Annotated in this window: 16 protein-coding genes and 4 tRNA genes; 8 read left to right on the top strand and 12 right to left on the bottom strand. The window is 67.1% G+C overall.

The annotated features are described in order from the left end of the window. From ACYVJ8_RS10690 to ACYVJ8_RS10745, 12 genes are all read right to left on the bottom strand, one after another. A partial coding sequence (locus tag ACYVJ8_RS10690) for a GTP-binding protein (RefSeq protein WP_460712159.1) occupies positions 1 to 303 on the bottom strand: 303 nt, incomplete at its 3' end. 98 nt (positions 304 to 401) lie between these two features. After that, a tRNA-Thr gene (locus tag ACYVJ8_RS10695) sits at positions 402 to 477 on the bottom strand. 38 nt (positions 478 to 515) lie between these two features. Next, a tRNA-Gly gene (locus ACYVJ8_RS10700) sits at positions 516 to 589 on the bottom strand. Positions 590 to 707: 118 nt separating this feature from the next. Continuing rightward, a tRNA-Tyr gene (locus tag ACYVJ8_RS10705) sits at positions 708 to 793 on the bottom strand. Between the two features lie 108 nt (positions 794 to 901). After that, the gene (gene ychF, locus ACYVJ8_RS10710; protein ID WP_460712178.1) at positions 902 to 1,993 is read right to left on the bottom strand and encodes a redox-regulated ATPase YchF; all 1,092 of its coding nucleotides are present in this window, start codon (positions 1,991 to 1,993) and stop codon (positions 902 to 904) included. Between the two features lie 82 nt (positions 1,994 to 2,075). Then, positions 2,076 to 2,657, bottom strand: a complete 582-nt coding sequence (gene pth, locus ACYVJ8_RS10715; protein WP_460712180.1) for an aminoacyl-tRNA hydrolase — start codon at positions 2,655 to 2,657, stop codon at positions 2,076 to 2,078. A 60-nt stretch (positions 2,658 to 2,717) separates the two neighbouring features. Then, positions 2,718 to 3,371 (bottom strand): 50S ribosomal protein L25/general stress protein Ctc, encoded by a 654-nt coding sequence (locus ACYVJ8_RS10720; protein ID WP_460712182.1) that lies wholly within the window; start codon positions 3,369 to 3,371, stop codon positions 2,718 to 2,720. A gap of 94 nt (positions 3,372 to 3,465) precedes the next feature. Beyond that, positions 3,466 to 4,425, bottom strand: coding sequence for a ribose-phosphate diphosphokinase (locus ACYVJ8_RS10725; RefSeq protein ID WP_460712184.1), 960 nt, complete (start codon positions 4,423 to 4,425; stop codon positions 3,466 to 3,468). 80 nt (positions 4,426 to 4,505) lie between these two features. After that, positions 4,506 to 4,581 (bottom strand) — tRNA-Gln (locus tag ACYVJ8_RS10730). A 17-nt stretch (positions 4,582 to 4,598) separates the two neighbouring features. Beyond that, a complete protein-coding gene (gene ispE / locus ACYVJ8_RS10735; protein WP_460712186.1) occupies positions 4,599 to 5,489 on the bottom strand; it encodes a 4-(cytidine 5'-diphospho)-2-C-methyl-D-erythritol kinase in 891 nt (296 codons plus the stop codon). Further along, the gene (gene lolB / locus ACYVJ8_RS10740) at positions 5,486 to 6,145 is read right to left on the bottom strand and encodes a lipoprotein insertase outer membrane protein LolB (protein WP_460712188.1); all 660 of its coding nucleotides are present in this window, start codon (positions 6,143 to 6,145) and stop codon (positions 5,486 to 5,488) included. The genes ispE and lolB overlap by 4 nt, the downstream gene beginning before the upstream one ends. Next, positions 6,142 to 7,791 (bottom strand): tetratricopeptide repeat protein, encoded by a 1,650-nt coding sequence (locus ACYVJ8_RS10745; protein ID WP_460712190.1) that lies wholly within the window; start codon positions 7,789 to 7,791, stop codon positions 6,142 to 6,144. Before ACYVJ8_RS10745 ends, lolB begins: the two co-directional genes overlap by 4 nt. Positions 7,792 to 7,922: 131 nt before the next feature. Here ACYVJ8_RS10745 and hemA point away from each other — a divergent pair, with 131 nt between their 5' ends. The 8 genes from hemA (at position 7,923) to ACYVJ8_RS10785 (ending at position 15,184) form a co-directional block, all read left to right on the top strand. Further along, the gene (gene hemA, locus ACYVJ8_RS10750) at positions 7,923 to 9,203 is read left to right on the top strand and encodes a glutamyl-tRNA reductase (RefSeq protein ID WP_460712192.1); all 1,281 of its coding nucleotides are present in this window, start codon (positions 7,923 to 7,925) and stop codon (positions 9,201 to 9,203) included. Positions 9,204 to 9,254: 51 nt separating this feature from the next. Continuing rightward, positions 9,255 to 10,340 carry a peptide chain release factor 1 gene (prfA, locus tag ACYVJ8_RS10755; RefSeq protein WP_460712194.1) on the top strand — a complete coding sequence of 362 codons (1,086 nt, stop codon included), beginning with the start codon at positions 9,255 to 9,257 and terminating at the stop codon, positions 10,338 to 10,340. A 96-nt stretch (positions 10,341 to 10,436) separates the two neighbouring features. Continuing rightward, the gene (locus ACYVJ8_RS10760; RefSeq protein WP_460712196.1) at positions 10,437 to 10,904 is read left to right on the top strand and encodes a GNAT family N-acetyltransferase; all 468 of its coding nucleotides are present in this window, start codon (positions 10,437 to 10,439) and stop codon (positions 10,902 to 10,904) included. Next, entirely contained in the window at positions 10,859 to 12,586 is a 1,728-nt protein-coding gene (locus ACYVJ8_RS10765) for an O-linked N-acetylglucosamine transferase, SPINDLY family protein (protein WP_460712198.1), read from the top strand. Before ACYVJ8_RS10760 ends, ACYVJ8_RS10765 begins: the two co-directional genes overlap by 46 nt. Before the next feature lie 98 nt (positions 12,587 to 12,684). Then, positions 12,685 to 13,203, top strand: a complete 519-nt coding sequence (gene moaB / locus ACYVJ8_RS10770; RefSeq protein ID WP_460712200.1) for a molybdenum cofactor biosynthesis protein B — start codon at positions 12,685 to 12,687, stop codon at positions 13,201 to 13,203. Between the two features lie 12 nt (positions 13,204 to 13,215). Further along, positions 13,216 to 13,581: a helix-turn-helix domain-containing protein gene (locus ACYVJ8_RS10775; protein ID WP_460712384.1), complete on the top strand. Its 366-nt coding sequence runs from the start codon at positions 13,216 to 13,218 to the stop codon at positions 13,579 to 13,581. Positions 13,582 to 13,670: 89 nt separating this feature from the next. Then, positions 13,671 to 14,372 carry a polyphosphate kinase 2 gene (gene ppk2, locus ACYVJ8_RS10780; RefSeq protein ID WP_460712386.1) on the top strand — a complete coding sequence of 234 codons (702 nt, stop codon included), beginning with the start codon at positions 13,671 to 13,673 and terminating at the stop codon, positions 14,370 to 14,372. Positions 14,373 to 14,443: 71 nt separating this feature from the next. Further along, a complete protein-coding gene (locus tag ACYVJ8_RS10785; protein ID WP_460712202.1) occupies positions 14,444 to 15,184 on the top strand; it encodes an endonuclease/exonuclease/phosphatase family protein in 741 nt (246 codons plus the stop codon). Positions 15,185 to 15,188 lie beyond the last annotated feature (4 nt).

Here is a 15,188-nt window from a genome sequence, read left to right on the forward strand (position 1 = left end):
GCCGTCCATCTGAGCGGCACCGGTGATCATGTTCTTCACGTAGTCGGCGTGGCCCGGGCAGTCCACGTGCGCGTAGTGACGGTTCGGGCTTTCGTATTCCACGTGCGCCGTCGAGATCGTGATGCCGCGCGCCTTTTCTTCCGGCGCCGCGTCGATCGCGTCATAGGCCTTGAACTCACCGCCGAAACGTTCCGCGCCCACCTTCGTCAGCGCTGCCGTCAGCGTGGTCTTGCCGTGGTCCACGTGGCCGATCGTGCCGACGTTTACGTGGGGCTTGGTGCGCTCGAACTTACCCTTTGCCATGGCTGTCGCTTCTCGTTGTACTGCGGGGAAATGGGGACGTGACAAAACCCCGCAGGGCGGGGTCCGGTACAGGCCCCGCCGAGGCGGAGCCAGAGAGATGGTGCTCACGAATGGAATCGAACCATCGACCTCCTCCTTACCAAGGAGGTGCTCTACCGACTGAGCTACGTGAGCAGGTTGTGCAGGCAGTACGTACTTGGAGCCGACTTCAATGGAGCGGGAGACGGGAATCGAACCCGCGCTAGTAGCTTGGAAGGCTACAGTTCTACCATTGAACTACTCCCGCGCCGGATCTAGCCATTTCAGCAAGCCGGGTTGGAACGTACTGCCTTTGAAGCGCCGGCTGCTGGTAAGGCATCCGGGTGTTGCATGTTACTTCCACCGCCTTCCGATGTGCTGGAAGTTGGTGGAGGGAGGTGGATTCGAACCACCGAAGGCGTAAGCCAGCAGATTTACAGTCTGCCCCCGTTGGCCGCTTGGGTATCCCTCCAAAGAGCCCGCTATTTTGGTGAGGCTCCTCTAGGAAGTCAACGCATTCACGCAACAAATTTTTCGCAAGCCCGCTGGCACGACGCAGGGGTCGCGCCCCGCGCCAGAACTAAACGTTGAAGCGGAAATGCAGCACGTCGCCTTCCTGGACGCGGTATTCCTTGCCTTCCAGACGCAGGCGGCCGGCGTCGCGGGCACCCGATTCGCCCTTGTACTTGATGAAGTCGTCGTAGCCGATCGTCTCGGCGCGGATGAAGCCCTTCTCGAAGTCGCTGTGGATGACGCCGGCGGCCTGCGGCGCGGTGGAACCTGCCTTGACCGTCCAGGCGCGCACTTCCTTCACGCCGGCGGTGAAATAGGTCTGCAGGCCGAGCAGCTTGTAGGCGGCGCGGATCACCCGGTTCAGGCCCGGCTCGTCCAGGCCCAGATCCTTGAGGAAGGCGTCGCGGTCGGCATCGTCGAGCTGGCTCAGCTCTTCTTCGATCGCGGCGGAGACCGGCACCACCTCGGCACCCTCGCCCACCGCGCGTGCGCGCACCGCGTCCAGATGCGCATTGCCCTCGAAACCGTCTTCCAGCACGTTCGCCACGTACATCACCGGCTTGAGCGTGAGCAGGAACAGATCGCGCACCATCGCCCGGTCGTCCTCGGACAGGCCCAGCGCGCGCGCCGGCTTGCCGGCATCGAGGCCGGCGCGGACGCGGCCAAGCACTTCCACGCGCGCCTTCGCGTCCTTGTCGCCGGTCTTGGCCGAACGCTCGGCGCGCTGCAGCGCCTTCTCGACCGATTCCAGATCGGCCAGCGCCAGCTCGGTATCGATGGTTTCGATGTCGGCGATCGGATCGACCTTGTTGGCGACGTGGATGACGTCTGAATGCTCGAAGCAACGCACGACGTGCGTGATCGCATCGACTTCGCGGATATGCGCGAGGAACTTGTTGCCCAGGCCTTCACCGCTCGCCGCACCGGCGACCAGGCCGGCGATGTCGACGAATTCCACCGCAGTGGGAATCACCTTCTGCGGCTTGACGATGTCGCTCAGCGCATTGAGGCGCAGGTCGGGCACCGGCACGACGCCGACGTTCGGCTCGATCGTGCAGAACGGAAAATTGGCCGCAGCGATGCCCGCCTTGGTGAGCGCGTTGAACAGGGTCGACTTGCCGACGTTGGGCAGGCCGACGATGCCGCATTTGATGCCCATGGGTTAAATCCGTGATTCGTGATTCGTGATTGCTGATTCGTCGAAGGCGCGCACCTGCCCATCGCGAATCAGCAATCACCAATCACGGCTTCTGGGTATTGAGCCGCTTCATTGCTTCGTTGAAATCGCCCGACACCGCGAGCGGCAACACATCCATGGCCTCGTCGATCGCGCGCAGGATCGCGGCTTCGTCGTCGCGGCCAGGCTTGCCCAGCACCCACGGCGTCACCCGGTCCTTGTGGCCGGGATGGCCGATGCCGATGCGCAGCCGCGCGAACTTGCCATGGCCCAGCAGACGCATGATGTCGCGAATGCCGTTCTGGCCGCCGGCGCCGCCGTCGAACTTGAGGCGCGGCGTGCCCGCGGGCAAATCGAGTTCGTCGTGCGCGACCAGCGCTTCTTCCGGCTCGATCTTCCAGTAGCGCAGGGCCGCGGTGACCGACTTGCCGGAGAGATTCATGAAGGTGGCCGGCTTGAGCAGCCACACGTTCTGGCCGGCGATCTCCACTTTCGCGGTTTCGCCGAACAGCTTGGATTCCAGGCCGAAACGCCCGCCGAATTTCTCTGCCAGGGCGTCAACAAACCAGAACCCGGCGTTGTGCCGGGTCCGGGAATGCTCGGGTCCGGGATTGCCCAGCCCGACGATGAGGCGCAAGCCTGCCATCGATGAAGCGAGTAATTCGCATCGCACCGGCGCGCCGCGAAGCGCGCCGGGCAGCCACGATTACTTCTCTTCCTTCTTCGCGACCTTGGCGGCCGGCACTTCGGCCGTTTCCGGAGCAGCCGCGTCGACCGCCTCTTCCTTGCCGTGCTTGGCGATCACGACGGCGACGTCGTGTTCCTTGCCCAGCTTGAGTTCCGGAATTTCCACGCCCTTGGGCAGCTTCAGTTCCGACAGGTGGACGATGCCACCGACGGCCAGGTTGCTCAGGTCGATTTCGACGAACTCCGGCAGATCCTTCGGCAGGCAGCTGACTTCGACTTCGTTGAGCTCGTGGGTGATCACGACGCCCGCGGTCTTGCCGGCCGGCGACTTTTCCTGGTTGAGGAAGTGCAGCGGCACCTTGGCGCGCAGGGCCTGGTTCTCGTCAACGCGCTGGAAGTCCAGGTGCATGATGATCTGCTTGTACGGATGGCGCTGGATGTCGCGCAGCAGAACCTTCTGCACCTTGCCGTCGAGATCGAGGCTCAGGATCGAGGAGTAGAACCACTCGTTCTGGCTGGCGAGCCAGGTCTTCTCGTGGTCGAGCTGGATGCTCTGCGGAGCGGCGTTGGCGCCGTACAGAACGGCCGGAATGCTGGCGGCGCGACGCAGGCGGCGGCTCGCACCCTTCCCTGCAGCTTCGCGGCCAGTGGCCGAGATCTTGTGTTCAGACATTGTCGTTACTCACTTTAGCTTGCAATGAAACCGCCTCGCGGCGGCGATGCCACTCACCCGCGACCAGGTGAGCGGTTTTGGGCCGAAGCCCGTGTCAGTCCACGTAGAGCGAACTGACGGATTCACCGAAGGCGATACGGCGGATCGTCTCCGCGAGCAGCTCGGCGACGCTGAGCTGGCGGATGCGGCCGCAGGCCTTGGCCGCAGCGCTGAGCGGGATGGTGTCGGTCACCACCAGCTCGTCGAGCTGCGACTTCGTAATGTTGTCGATCGCCGCGCCCGACAGCACCGGATGGGTGCAGTAGGCGACGACCTTGAGCGCACCTTGCGCCTTGAGGGCGGCAGCGGCGGCGCACAGGGTGCCGGCGGTATCGACGATGTCGTCGACCAGCACGCAGACCTTGCCCGACACGTCGCCGATGATGTTCATCACCGTGGCGACGTTGGCGCGCGGACGGCGCTTGTCGATGATCGCCAGGTCCGCATCGTCCAGTCGCTTGGCGATGGCGCGAGCACGCACCACGCCGCCGACGTCCGGCGAAACCACGATCAGGTTGTCCGTGCCGTGCGCGCGCCAGATGTCGGCGAGCAGCAGCGGCGAGGCGTACACGTTGTCGACCGGAAGATCGAAAAAGCCCTGGATCTGGTCGGCGTGCAGATCAACCGTCAGCACGCGGTCGGCACCGACCGAACTGAACATCTTCGCCACCACCTTCGCCGTGATCGGCACGCGCGCCGAACGCGGGCGGCGATCCTGGCGTGCATAACCGAAGTACGGCACCACCGCGGTCACGCTGGACACCGATGCGCGCTTGAGCGCGTCGATCAGGACCAGCAGCTCCACCAGGTTCTCGGCGCTGGGGGCGTTCGTCGGCTGGATGACGAACACTTCCTGCCGGCGCACGTTCTCCTCGATCTCGACCTGCACCTCGCCGTCGGAGAAACGGCTGACCAGGGCCTTGCCCATGCGGATGCCGAGTTCCTTGCACACCGATTCGGCGAGCGCGCGGTTGGCATTGCCGCTGAATACCAGCAAGTTGCGATCGTTCTGCACGTGAATCTCTCCGCTTCGCTCTGACCGTGGCGGTGGTGGGGGACTACGGGTGACTTACTTTCGATTTCAACCGCAGGAAATGGCAGGGGCGGAAGGATTCGAACCTACGAATGCCGGGATCAAAACCCGGTGCCTTAACCACTTGGCGACGCCCCTGCGCTGAAAACCTTCGGCTACGGTTCCCGTGAACCGGCAGCCATCGCGTCGAGCGCATCCAGCAGCGGCGACCTTGCCGCTCCCGCTGCCACCCAGGCCTTCACGCCCGGCGGCAACGCTGCCAGCGCCGCCTCGGCGGATTCGCGCGTGGCGAATTCGACGAAACAGCCGCTGCCCGACCCGGTCAATCGCGGCGTGCCGATCTGCGCCAGCACTGCGAACACCGCCTCCACGGCCGGTTCGCGCGCGCGCAGGACCGGCTCGAATGCGTTCCCGAGCCCAGTTCCCGAAACGAAGTCCGATATTCTCGCGGGCGCTGCATTCCGCGTCAAATCAGATGCTTGGAAAAGTGCCGCGGTCGGGGAATGAACCCCGGGATCGGCCAGCACATACCAGGCCGGCGGCAGATCGATCGGCTCCAGGCGCTCGCCCACGCCTTCGGCCCAGGCATTGTGGCCGCGGACGAACACCGGGACATCTGCGCCCAGTTTTAGACCCAGCTCGGCTAGACGCTCGGTGCCGAGCCGCAGGCCCCAGAGCGCGTCCAGCGCGATTAGGACCGTCGCCGCATCGGATGAGCCGCCGCCGAAGCCGCCACCGGCCGGGATGCGCTTTTCGATGAGGATATCTGCGCCTTTGGCGCAATTGGCGACAGATTGCAGCAATTTCGCCGCACGAACCGTGAGGTCATCGGCCTCGGCGACCCCGGCCACTGAGGTCCCATGGCGAACGACCAGACCGTCATCCCGAACCCGCAGCCGCAGCGTGTCGCCCCAATCCAGCAGCCGGAACACCGTCTGCAGCTCGTGGTATCCGTCGTGGCGCCGACCGGTGATGCGCAGGAACAGGTTGAGCTTGGCCGGCGCGGGCCAGAGGGTCCAGCCGGACGGTACTTCGAGCGCAGTCATCGCGCCGGAAGCTCCCACTCGTCGACGATCAGGCGAACGGTCGCCTGCCCGCTGCGCGCCAGGATGCGCCGGGGCAGTTCGGGTCGCGCGCCCTGTGCCGGCATCCACTCCTGGTACTCCACTTTCCAGCCAAGCTGCTCGATGCTGCGCAGGCGCCCATCCGCGCCATAGGCGGTCTGCGGCGGCGCGCCGGACAGCGGCATCGCGATGCCGCGCACCCAATCGGGCATCTGGTTCACCGGAATCCGCCAGCCCGTCGCCTCTTCCAACAGATCCTCGGCGAATTCGCCTTCGCGCGGCCCGCCTTCCAGTCCTTCCAGGCGCGCGGCTTCATGATGCGTGTCGCCGATCAGGCGCCAGCTCTGGCGCGTCACCGGTGCGCTGAGCGCGGCCTCGTAAGCGGCGCCGTCCTGATTCCAGTCGATGCGGCCGCTGCCGCCCTTGGACCCGACCGATACCGCGATCCGACCGCTGAACGACCACTGCGCGTATCCCGACAGCGTCTGCTCACGCGCACGTTGGCCCGCTTCGGCCTGCGTGCGCGCCGCGCCGGTGAGATCCGGCAAGGCCGGCGCCACTGGCCGCGTGGCGCAGCCCGCAAGCGCACACAGCGCAACGACCGACCACAGCGCGCGACGAAGCGTGTGCCCACTCATTCGCCGATCTTCTCCAGCGCCCGCTTCAGCGCCCGGTTTTCCGGATCCAGCTTGCGGGCCTCGTCGAAGTAGCGCCGCGCCTCGTCCTTGCGGCCGAGTACCCACAGCACTTCGCCCACGTGCGAGGCGATCTCGGGATCCTTCTGCAGCGAGAACGCACGCCGCAATTCGGTCAGCGCCTCGTCCTTGCGGCCCAGGCGATAAAGCACCCAGCCGTAGCTGTCGATGATCGCGGCGTTGTCCGGCTCGGCCGTGCGGGCGCGATCGATCAGTTCGAGCGCCTCCTGAAAGCGCGTGGTGCGGTCGGCGAGCGTGTAGCCCAATGCATTCAGCGCCGCGGTGCTGTCGGGATCGGCGACGAGGATCTTGCGGAAGTCGGCTTCGGCACGCGGGATGTCGTCGCGACGCTCCCAGCCCAGCGCACGCGCGTAGAGGATGTCGGGATCATCGGGAAACGCCGCCAGGCCGCGGGCAAAGGCATCGAGTTCGCCCTTGCCGTCCTTGTCCTTGTTGCGCAGGTCCGCTTCGAGAATGTACGCGTCGCGTCGCGCCTCCTCCGGCGCGGCCGCGTCCGCCTGCAGATCGTGCAGCGTCTGCTCGGCCTCCGGATTGCGCTTGAGTTCGTGCAGCACGTTGGCCGCGCGCAGCTTCGCCGGCCAACGCTGTTCGCCGCCGGGCACGCCGCGATACCAGTCGAGCGCTTCGGGGAAACGTTCGAGGAATTCGGCGATGCGGCCGAGCAGCAGCCGGCGCGAAGGGTCCGGCTTGGCCGCGTCGCGGCGCAATTCTTCATAGAGCGCGGTCAGCGCCGTCTTGTCTTCGGCGCGCGCGAGCAGCGAGGCGCGCAGGGCGTAGGTCTGGTCGTCCTGCGGGCCCTTGGCGAGCGTGGCGGATGCGGCATGGAAGTCGCCGAGTTCGTCGTATTCGGCCGCCACCGCCATGCGCAGCTCCGGCACCTGCAGCATCGCCGGGTCGAGCGCGGTCAGGACCTTGCGCGCCTCATCCGGCTTGCCGGCCTGGCGCAACTGGCTGGCGCGAAGCAGCGCCACGCGCGGTTCGCCCGGGAAGCGACACACGACCTCGTCGACGATGCGTGCGGCCAGCGCCGTCTGGTCGAGCTTCTGCGCCAGGCCGCCGAAGGCGAGCCAGGCCTGCAGCTTGTCGGGCATGTGCCCGTCCTCGAGCAATTGGCCGAGCAGGCGCGCCGACTGCTCCGGATCGCGCGCGCCGACGCTCAGCACGCCGACGACCTGCTGCCAGCCACCGTCCTGCGGCGAGGCCAGCAGCGCATTCAACTGGCGCCGCGCCGCGCGCTCGTCGCCGCGGCGCAGGGCCAGGGTCGCTTCGGCGGCGGTCTGCGACTGCTCGTCGCCGCCCAGCTTGCGCCACAGCGCCAGCGCGTCGGCGGCCCGCTGGTTGTCCTTCGCCAACAGCGCGATGCGGGTAGCGCGTTCGGCCAGAGTCGCGTCGTTGCCGGCGCGGGCGGCTTCCAGATAGGACTTGGCGGCCTCGTCCAGCTTGCCGGCCTGCAGCGCGAATTCCCCTGCCAGCGTCGGCTCCAGCGCGCGCACGGTATCGTCGGCGGCCGCCCGGTTGGGCTTTTTCGCCGCCCACGCGGGCGCCCCCGCCAGCAGCAGGGCGCACATGAGCACATGAATGGAACGCGATGAATTCGCCAAGGGAAAACCTGCGCAGGCTGCGGCCGGTAGAATGGCGGCCTTCTCGAGCCAGCTTAACGCAAGCCCCTGAACGGCCACGTGCCGCTTTAGCTCATGACATGAGCCTCCTCGTACTCGGCATCAACCATCAAACCGCGCCGGTCAGCCTGCGCGAGCGGGTGGCCTTCTCCGGCGACGCGATCCCCGCGGCGCTCGATGCGCTGCGCGCGTTGCCTTCGGTGCACGAAGTGGCGCTGCTGTCCACCTGCAACCGCACCGAGCTGTACGCGGTTGCCGAAGACAACGGCAACGCCCTGGCCGACTGGCTGGCCACGCACCCCGACGACGCCGGCGACCTGCACGCCTATCTGTACCGCCACGCGGATGCCGAAGCGGTGCGGCACCTATTCCGCGTCGCGACGGGGCTGGATTCGCTGGTGCTGGGCGAACCGCAGATCCTCGGCCAGGTGAAGGACGCCTGGGCCACCGCGCGTTCGGCGGGTGCGCTGGGCAATCAGCTCGACCGCCTGTTCCAACAGGCCTTCGCCACCGCCAAGCGTGCGCGCACCGACACCCGCATCGGGGCGAATCCGGTCTCGGTGGCTTCCACCGCCGTGCGCCTGGCGCAGGAATCGTTCGCGCGCCTGGACGATTCCACGGTGCTGCTGATCGGCGCCGGCGAAACCATTGAACTGGCCGCGCGTCATCTGGTCCAGGCCAAGACCAAGCGTCTGCTTATTGCCAATCGCACTCTCGCCCACGCACAAGACCTCGCCACGCGGCACGGCGGTTACGCCTTGGCGCTCACCGAGCTCGATCGCCACCTGGCCGAAGCGGACGTGGTGATTTCCGCGACCGCCGCACGCGATCCAATCCTGCACAAGGCGCAAGTGGCGACGGCCCTCGCCTCGCGCCGGCATCGGCCGATGCTGCTGCTCGACCTCGCGGTTCCGCGCGACATCGCCAGCGACGTGGCCGAGCTGAAAGACATCTTCCTCTACACCGTCGACGACCTCGAACGCGCCATCGAGGACAATCGCCGCAGCCGTCGCGAAGCCGCCAACGAAGCCGAAGCCATCGTCGAGCTGCAGGTCGCGCGTTACATCGAGACCCTCGGCGCCAGCACCCGCACCGAGCCGCTCAAGCGCCTGCGCGCACACGGCGAGGCGGCCAAGGCCGATGCGCTGGCCAGGGCGAAACAGCAACTCGCGTCCGGCGGCGATCCCGAAGCCGTGCTCGATTTCCTCGCGCACACGCTGACCAACAAGCTTCTGCACGCGCCCACCATCGCCTTGCGCGAAGCCGCGCTGAGCGGCAATGCGGATCTGGCACGTGCGGCGGACAAGCTGTTTCCCGTGATCGAAGAGCCAGTGAAGAGAAGTGAGGAACGAGAGGGTTAGCGCGCTTACGCGATCCTTTCGCCCTCCCTCCCTTCATTCGCCTCTTCTCAGATGACTCCCAGCCTGCGCCGCAAACTCGAAGCCCTGGCCGAACGCCGCGAGGAACTCGAACGCCTGCTCGCCGATCCCGGCGTAATAGGCGACACCCACCAGTTCCGCAAGCTCTCGCGTGAATTCGCCCAGCTCGAACCCGTGGCCAACGCCCTGCACGCCGAAGTCGAGGCCAAGCGCGACCTCGCCGCCGCCGAAGCGATGCGCGGCGACCCGGAATTGCGCGAACTCGCCGAAGAGGAAATCGCCAGCGCCCACCAGCGTCTGGAAGTGCTCGACGCCGAGCTGCTCGCGCATCTGATCCCGAAGGACCCGCGCGACGAGGGCGACATCTATCTGGAAGTGCGCGCCGGCACCGGCGGCGACGAGGCGGCGATCTTCGCCGGCGATCTGTTCCGCATGTATTCGCGCTACGCCGAACGCCAGGGCTGGAAGGTCGAAGTCGAATCCGCCAGTCCCGGCGAGCACGGCGGCTTCAAGGAAGTCATCGCCCGCGTCGAGGGACGCGGTGCGTATTCGCGTCTCAAGTTCGAGTCCGGCACGCACCGCGTGCAACGCGTGCCGGCGACCGAATCGCAAGGCCGCATCCACACCTCGGCGGCGACGGTGGCGATCATTCCGGTGGAAAGCGAAGGCGAGCCGATCGAAATCAATCCGGCCGACCTGAAGGTCGACACCTTCCGCTCCAGCGGCGCCGGCGGCCAGCACGTCAACAAGACCGAGTCGGCGATCCGCATCACCCACGTGCCCACCGGCATAGTCGTGGAGAGCCAGACCGAGCGCAGCCAGCACGCCAACCGCGACAAGGCGATGAAGCGCCTGTCCGCGATCATCGCCGAGGCGCAGGCCGCCAAGGCCGCCGCCGCGCAGGCGGAAACGCGCAAGCTGCAGGTCGGCAGCGGCGACCGCAGCCAGCGCATCCGCACCTACAACTTCCCGCAAGGCCGCATCACCGACCACCGCGTCGAAGGCCTGACGCTGTACGACCTCCCCAACGTGATCGAAGGCAATCTCGAAGCGCTGGTGGACCGCCTGCAGCAGGAAAATCAGGCCGACGAGCTGGCGCGGCTTACCCAAGGCGCGTGAGCGGCTGATCGCCTGAGCGAGCGGCCATGCGCAGCCAGCCGCGTCCCCGTTACGATGCAGGCTCTCGCGACCCAGCTTCCACGGACTGCAAGCACCATGGGCACAACTCTTCGCCGCGCCACGCTCGACGACCTGGATGCGATCGCTCCACTGTTCGATGCGTATCGCCGCTTCTACCAGCAACCCGGTGATCTGCAGCGGGCGCGCGACTTCCTGCATGAGCGTCTCTCGCGCGGCGAATCCACCGTCCTGATCGCCGAGCTGGAAGGCCGCGTCGCCGGCTTCACCCAGCTCTATCCGATGTTCTCTTCGGTGCGCACGGCGCGGCTGTGGGTTCTCAACGATCTCTACGTCGATGAAGGCGCGCGCCGGCACGGCGTCGCGCGAACACTGCTCGATGGCGCAGCGGCCTTCGTGCGGGCACAGGGCGCGGCCGGCCTGATGCTGGAAACCTCGCGCGACAACGCACCGGCACGCGCGCTGTACCGCGCCGCGGGTTGGCACGAAGAAGAAACGCAGTGGTACAGCCTGTCGTTCGCCAAGGCCGCGGCGACCACGCCTTGAACGACCCGGCGTACCAACGCGAGCACTTGCGCGCCCTGGTGCAGCGTGAGCCCGGCAACGCGATGGCGTGGATCGTTCTGAGCGAGGCCGAGCTGGACGCCGGTGACGCGCGAGCAGGCGAAGCCGCCGCGCGCCGCGCACTGGCCTTGCAACCCGGCCATCCCGAAGCGCTGGCCCGACTGGGCCGTGCCCAATGGATGCAGAACCTGCGCCGCGAAGCCGCCGACAGCCTGCGCGCCGCCGCCGCGAATGCGCCGCGGCATCCGGGCATCGCCGTGTGGCTCGGCCATGTACTCGAAGACACCGGCGAAGCGGAAGCCGCCGCCGAAGCCTACGCACGGGCGCATGCCCTCGCCCCCGACGAGCCGCAGATCGCCGCCTACCTGCTCGCCTGGCGCCGCAAGCTGTGCGATTGGCGCGATCTCGATGCGCTCGCGACGCAAGTGCGCAGCGCGGTCGCGCAAGGCCAGGCGATGGTCGAGCCGTTCGCGTTTCTCAGCGAGGATTCGAGCGCGGCCGAACAACTCCAATGTGCCCGACTGCGCGCATCGGCGATCGCATCATCGGTGCTTCCGCTGCCGCCGGCACCGCAGCGCGATCCGGCGGCGCGTCCGCGCGTGGGCTTTCTCTCCAACGGCTTCGGCGCGCACCCGACCGGGCTGCTGACGGTGGCGTTGTTCGAGGCGCTGCGCGCAAACGATGCGCTCGACATCCATCTGTTCGCGCTGAATTCCGACGACGGCAGCCTGGTACGCCAACGACTGCAGACTGCAGCGCAACTACACGATGTGGCGGGCCTGCCGCATCAGTCGGTGGCGCAGCGCATCCGCGCGACCGGGATCGACGTGCTCTTCGACCTGCGCGGCTGGGGCGGCGGTGGCGCGCCGGAAGTGCTGGCGATGCGGCCCGCACCGGTGCAGGTGAACTGGCTCGCCTACCCCGGCACCTCGGGCGCGCCTTGGATCGACTACGTGCTCGCGGACGGCTTTGTGCTCCCCGATGCGCTCGCGCCGCATTTCAGCGAACGCGTGGTGCGCCTGCCGCGTTGCTTCCAGCCCAGCGACACCGCGCGCGCGATCCCCGCTGCGCCATCGCGCGCGGATTGCGGGCTGCCCGACGACGGCGTGGTGTTCTGCTGCTTCAACAACAGCTACAAGCTCAATCCGCACAGCATGCGGCGGGCGCTGGCGGTGCTGCGCGAAGTGCCCGACAGCGTGCTGTGGCTGCTCTCGGGCCCGGGGCGCGCGGACGAGCGCCTGCGCGAATTCGCGCGTGCGCAAGACGTGGATCCGCAGCGGCTGGTGTTCATGGCGAAACAGCCGCACGCCGAATACATGGCGCGCCTGCAACATGCCGACCTGTTCCTCGACACCGCGCCGTACAACGCGCACACCACCGCCTCCGACGCGCTGTGGGCGGGCTGCCCGGTCCTGACGCGGCCGGGCGACACCTTCGCCGCGCGCGTGGCCGGCAGCCTCAACCATCACCTGGACCTGCCGGCGATGAATGTCGACAGCGACGAAGCCTTCCTCGCCAGTGCAGTCGCGCTGGGCCGTGACCCGCAGGCCTTGTCCTGGCTGCGTGCGGAGCTGGCACGACGGCGCGAGAACAGCAGTCTGTTCGACATGACGGGCTTCGCCAGCGATTTCACCGCGGCCGTCCGCACCATGGCCGGAGGCTGAGGGCAGCTGTTGCATTGAACGTCGGGGCTCCCGCGCGTTGCGACGCGTTGGAACGTTTCGCCCTCGAATGTTTCCGCGGCGCGCCCTACACTCCGCGCATGACCGCAGAACGCGACTTCATCCCGCTCCGCCTGTGTGTGCTCACCGTTTCGGACACCCGCACGCTGGCCGAAGACACCTCGGGCGATTACCTCGTTTCCGCCCTGACCGGCGCCGGCCACCAGCTCGCCGACCGTGCCCTGCTCCGCGACGATCGCTACCAGCTGCGCGCCAAAGTGTCGCAGTGGATCGCCGAAGCTAGCGTCGACGGCATCCTCGTGACCGGCGGCACCGGCTTCACCGGCCGCGACTCCACGCCCGAGGCGCTGCTGCCCTTGCTCGATAAAGAGATGCCGGGCTTCGGCGAACTGTTCCGTGCGCTGAGCTTCGACGAGATCGGGACCAGCACGCTGCAATCCCGCGCATTCGCCGGGCTGGCGAATGCGACTTTCCTGTTCGCGCTGCCGGGCTCCACCTCGGCCTGCCGCACGGCGTGGGAAAAGATCATCCAGGCGCAGCTCGATGCACGCACGCGTCCGTGTAACCTCGCTACGCTCAGACCACGCCTCAAGGAGTAGGGAGTGATCGACATGCCACTCGCGACCACGCTGCGCCTGCTCGCCAAAGCGCGCGGGCTGAGCGCCGCCGACATCGCCACCGCGATACCGCGCGCGGGCGTCGCCACCGTCAGCGCCTGGCTGCAGGGCGAGAAGCTGCCCGGCAAGGACCAGCTCGATGCGCTCGCGCGCACTTTCGGCGTCCCCGCGGGCGCCCTGCTCGCCGAGTTGGCCAGCACGCTCGATCCGTCGCGCACGAAGGGCGAGCACGATCTGCTCGCCGCGTATCGCTCGCTCAACACCAAGCAACAGGGCGCCCTGCTCGAGGTCGCGCGCAGCATGCAGCCGGCCGCGGCGAAGCCCTCAGTCCAGAAGCCCGCACGCCGCAGGAGCCGCTGATGGCCAAGCACAAGGACCAGGGCAAAAGCGACAAGAAGAACAGCGGCTACGACGAGCAGATCGAACGCCTGCAACTGGAACTGGTCGCGATGGCGCGCTGGCTGCAGGCGACCGGCAAGCGCGTGGTGGTGCTGTTCGAAGGCCGCGACACCGCCGGCAAGGGCGGCGTGATCAACGCCATCGCCGATCACATGAACCCGCGCCAGTGCCGCGTGGTCGCACTGCCCAAGCCGAACGAACGCGAAAGCTCGCAGTGGTACCTCCAGCGCTATGTCGAACACCTGCCCGCGGCTGGCGAAATGGTCCTGTTCGACCGCAGCTGGTACAACCGCGCCGGCGTGGAGAAGGTGATGGGCTTCGCCAGCGACGCGCAGGTGAAGGCCTTCCTGCGCCAGGCGCCTGCGTTCGAGAAGCTGCTGGTCGACGATGGCATCCTGCTGTTCAAGTACTGGCTGTGCTGCGACCAGGACAAGCAGGAGGAGCGCTTCGCCGAGCGACTGAAAGACCCGCTCAAGCGCTGGAAGCTGTCGCCCATCGATGTCGAGGCACGCAAGCACTACGAGGACTACACCCGCGCGCGCGAAGCCATGCTCAAGGCCACGCACACGCGCCACGCGCCGTGGACGCTGGTCGACTTCAACGACCAGAAGCGCGGCCGGCTGAGTCTGATCAAGGATCTGTTGAAGCGGCTGCCGGATACCAACGTGCCGCCGGCCAAGATCGCGTTCGGGCCATTGCCGGGAAGGCCCAAGAAAGAGCGTTATCGGGTTTTGAAGGCGATCGGCGGCTAAGCGCCCATACGGGCGCCGGAGCTACCTCCACCATTCACTCCCCCGTTCCGCTCCATCCGCACAATCCCCCCATGCCCGCGTTCAACGTCCTGACCCTGAACGCCCACATGGGTTTCAACCTGCTCCGTCGCCGCTTCGTCCTGCCGGAGCTGCGCGAGGCGATCCGCTCGGTGTCCGCGGACGTGGTTTTCCTGCAGGAAGTGCTGGGCGAACACGCGCACTACGCGCGCAAGCACTTCAACTGGCCGGAAGGTCCGCAGTACGAGTTCCTCGCCGACACGCTGTGGCCGCAGTTCGCCTACGGACAGAACGCGGTGTATCCGCACGGCCATCACGGCAATGCGTTGCTGTCGAAGTTCCCGATCGTGCGCCACGAGAATCGCGACATCTCGATCCACGGCAGCGAAGAGCGCGGCCTGCTGCATTGCGTCCTCGCCGTTCCCGACGCAGACGAAGTCCACACTATCTGCGTCCACCTGGGCCTGCTCGAATCGCATCGCCGGCAACAACTGAGCTTGTTGTGCGAAATCATCGAGCGCGAAGTGCCGCCGGACGCGCCGCTCATCGTCGCCGGCGACTTCAACGACTGGCGCCGCAAAGGCCATCCGCTGCTCGCCCGCTGCCACCTGCAGGAAGTTTTCCTCCAGCACGACGGCACGCTCCCCAAGACCTTTCCGGCCCGCTGGCCCCTCCTACCGGTGGACCGGATCTATGTGCGCAACGTTCGTGGCGTGCAGCCGCGCGTGTTGTCGTCGCGTCCCTGGTCGCACTTGTCCGACCACGCGCCGCTGTGCGTAAGGATCGAGTGGTGACGCC

It is taken from the genome of Lysobacter terrae, from assembly GCF_054782215.1.

What these genes read in the sequence shown, in the direction of transcription:
- ychF (WP_460712178.1), bottom strand. Translation starts at nt 1,993, where the DNA reads ATGGGCATCAAATGCGGCATCGTCGGCCTGCCCAACGTCGGCAAGTCG.
- pth (WP_460712180.1), bottom strand. Translation starts at nt 2,657, where the DNA reads ATGGCAGGCTTGCGCCTCATCGTCGGGCTGGGCAATCCCGGACCCGAG.
- ACYVJ8_RS10720 (WP_460712182.1), bottom strand. Translation starts at nt 3,371, where the DNA reads ATGTCTGAACACAAGATCTCGGCCACTGGCCGCGAAGCTGCAGGGAAG.
- ispE (WP_460712186.1), bottom strand. Translation starts at nt 5,489, where the DNA reads ATGACTGCGCTCGAAGTACCGTCCGGCTGGACCCTCTGGCCCGCGCCG.
- lolB (WP_460712188.1), bottom strand. Translation starts at nt 6,145, where the DNA reads ATGAGTGGGCACACGCTTCGTCGCGCGCTGTGGTCGGTCGTTGCGCTG.
- ACYVJ8_RS10745 (WP_460712190.1), bottom strand. Translation starts at nt 7,791, where the DNA reads ATGTGCGCCCTGCTGCTGGCGGGGGCGCCCGCGTGGGCGGCGAAAAAG.
- hemA (WP_460712192.1), top strand. Translation starts at nt 7,923, where the DNA reads ATGAGCCTCCTCGTACTCGGCATCAACCATCAAACCGCGCCGGTCAGC.
- prfA (WP_460712194.1), top strand. Translation starts at nt 9,255, where the DNA reads ATGACTCCCAGCCTGCGCCGCAAACTCGAAGCCCTGGCCGAACGCCGC.
- ACYVJ8_RS10760 (WP_460712196.1), top strand. Translation starts at nt 10,437, where the DNA reads ATGGGCACAACTCTTCGCCGCGCCACGCTCGACGACCTGGATGCGATC.
- moaB (WP_460712200.1), top strand. Translation starts at nt 12,685, where the DNA reads ATGACCGCAGAACGCGACTTCATCCCGCTCCGCCTGTGTGTGCTCACC.
- ACYVJ8_RS10775 (WP_460712384.1), top strand. Translation starts at nt 13,216, where the DNA reads ATGCCACTCGCGACCACGCTGCGCCTGCTCGCCAAAGCGCGCGGGCTG.
- ppk2 (WP_460712386.1), top strand. Translation starts at nt 13,671, where the DNA reads ATGGCGCGCTGGCTGCAGGCGACCGGCAAGCGCGTGGTGGTGCTGTTC.
- ACYVJ8_RS10785 (WP_460712202.1), top strand. Translation starts at nt 14,444, where the DNA reads ATGCCCGCGTTCAACGTCCTGACCCTGAACGCCCACATGGGTTTCAAC.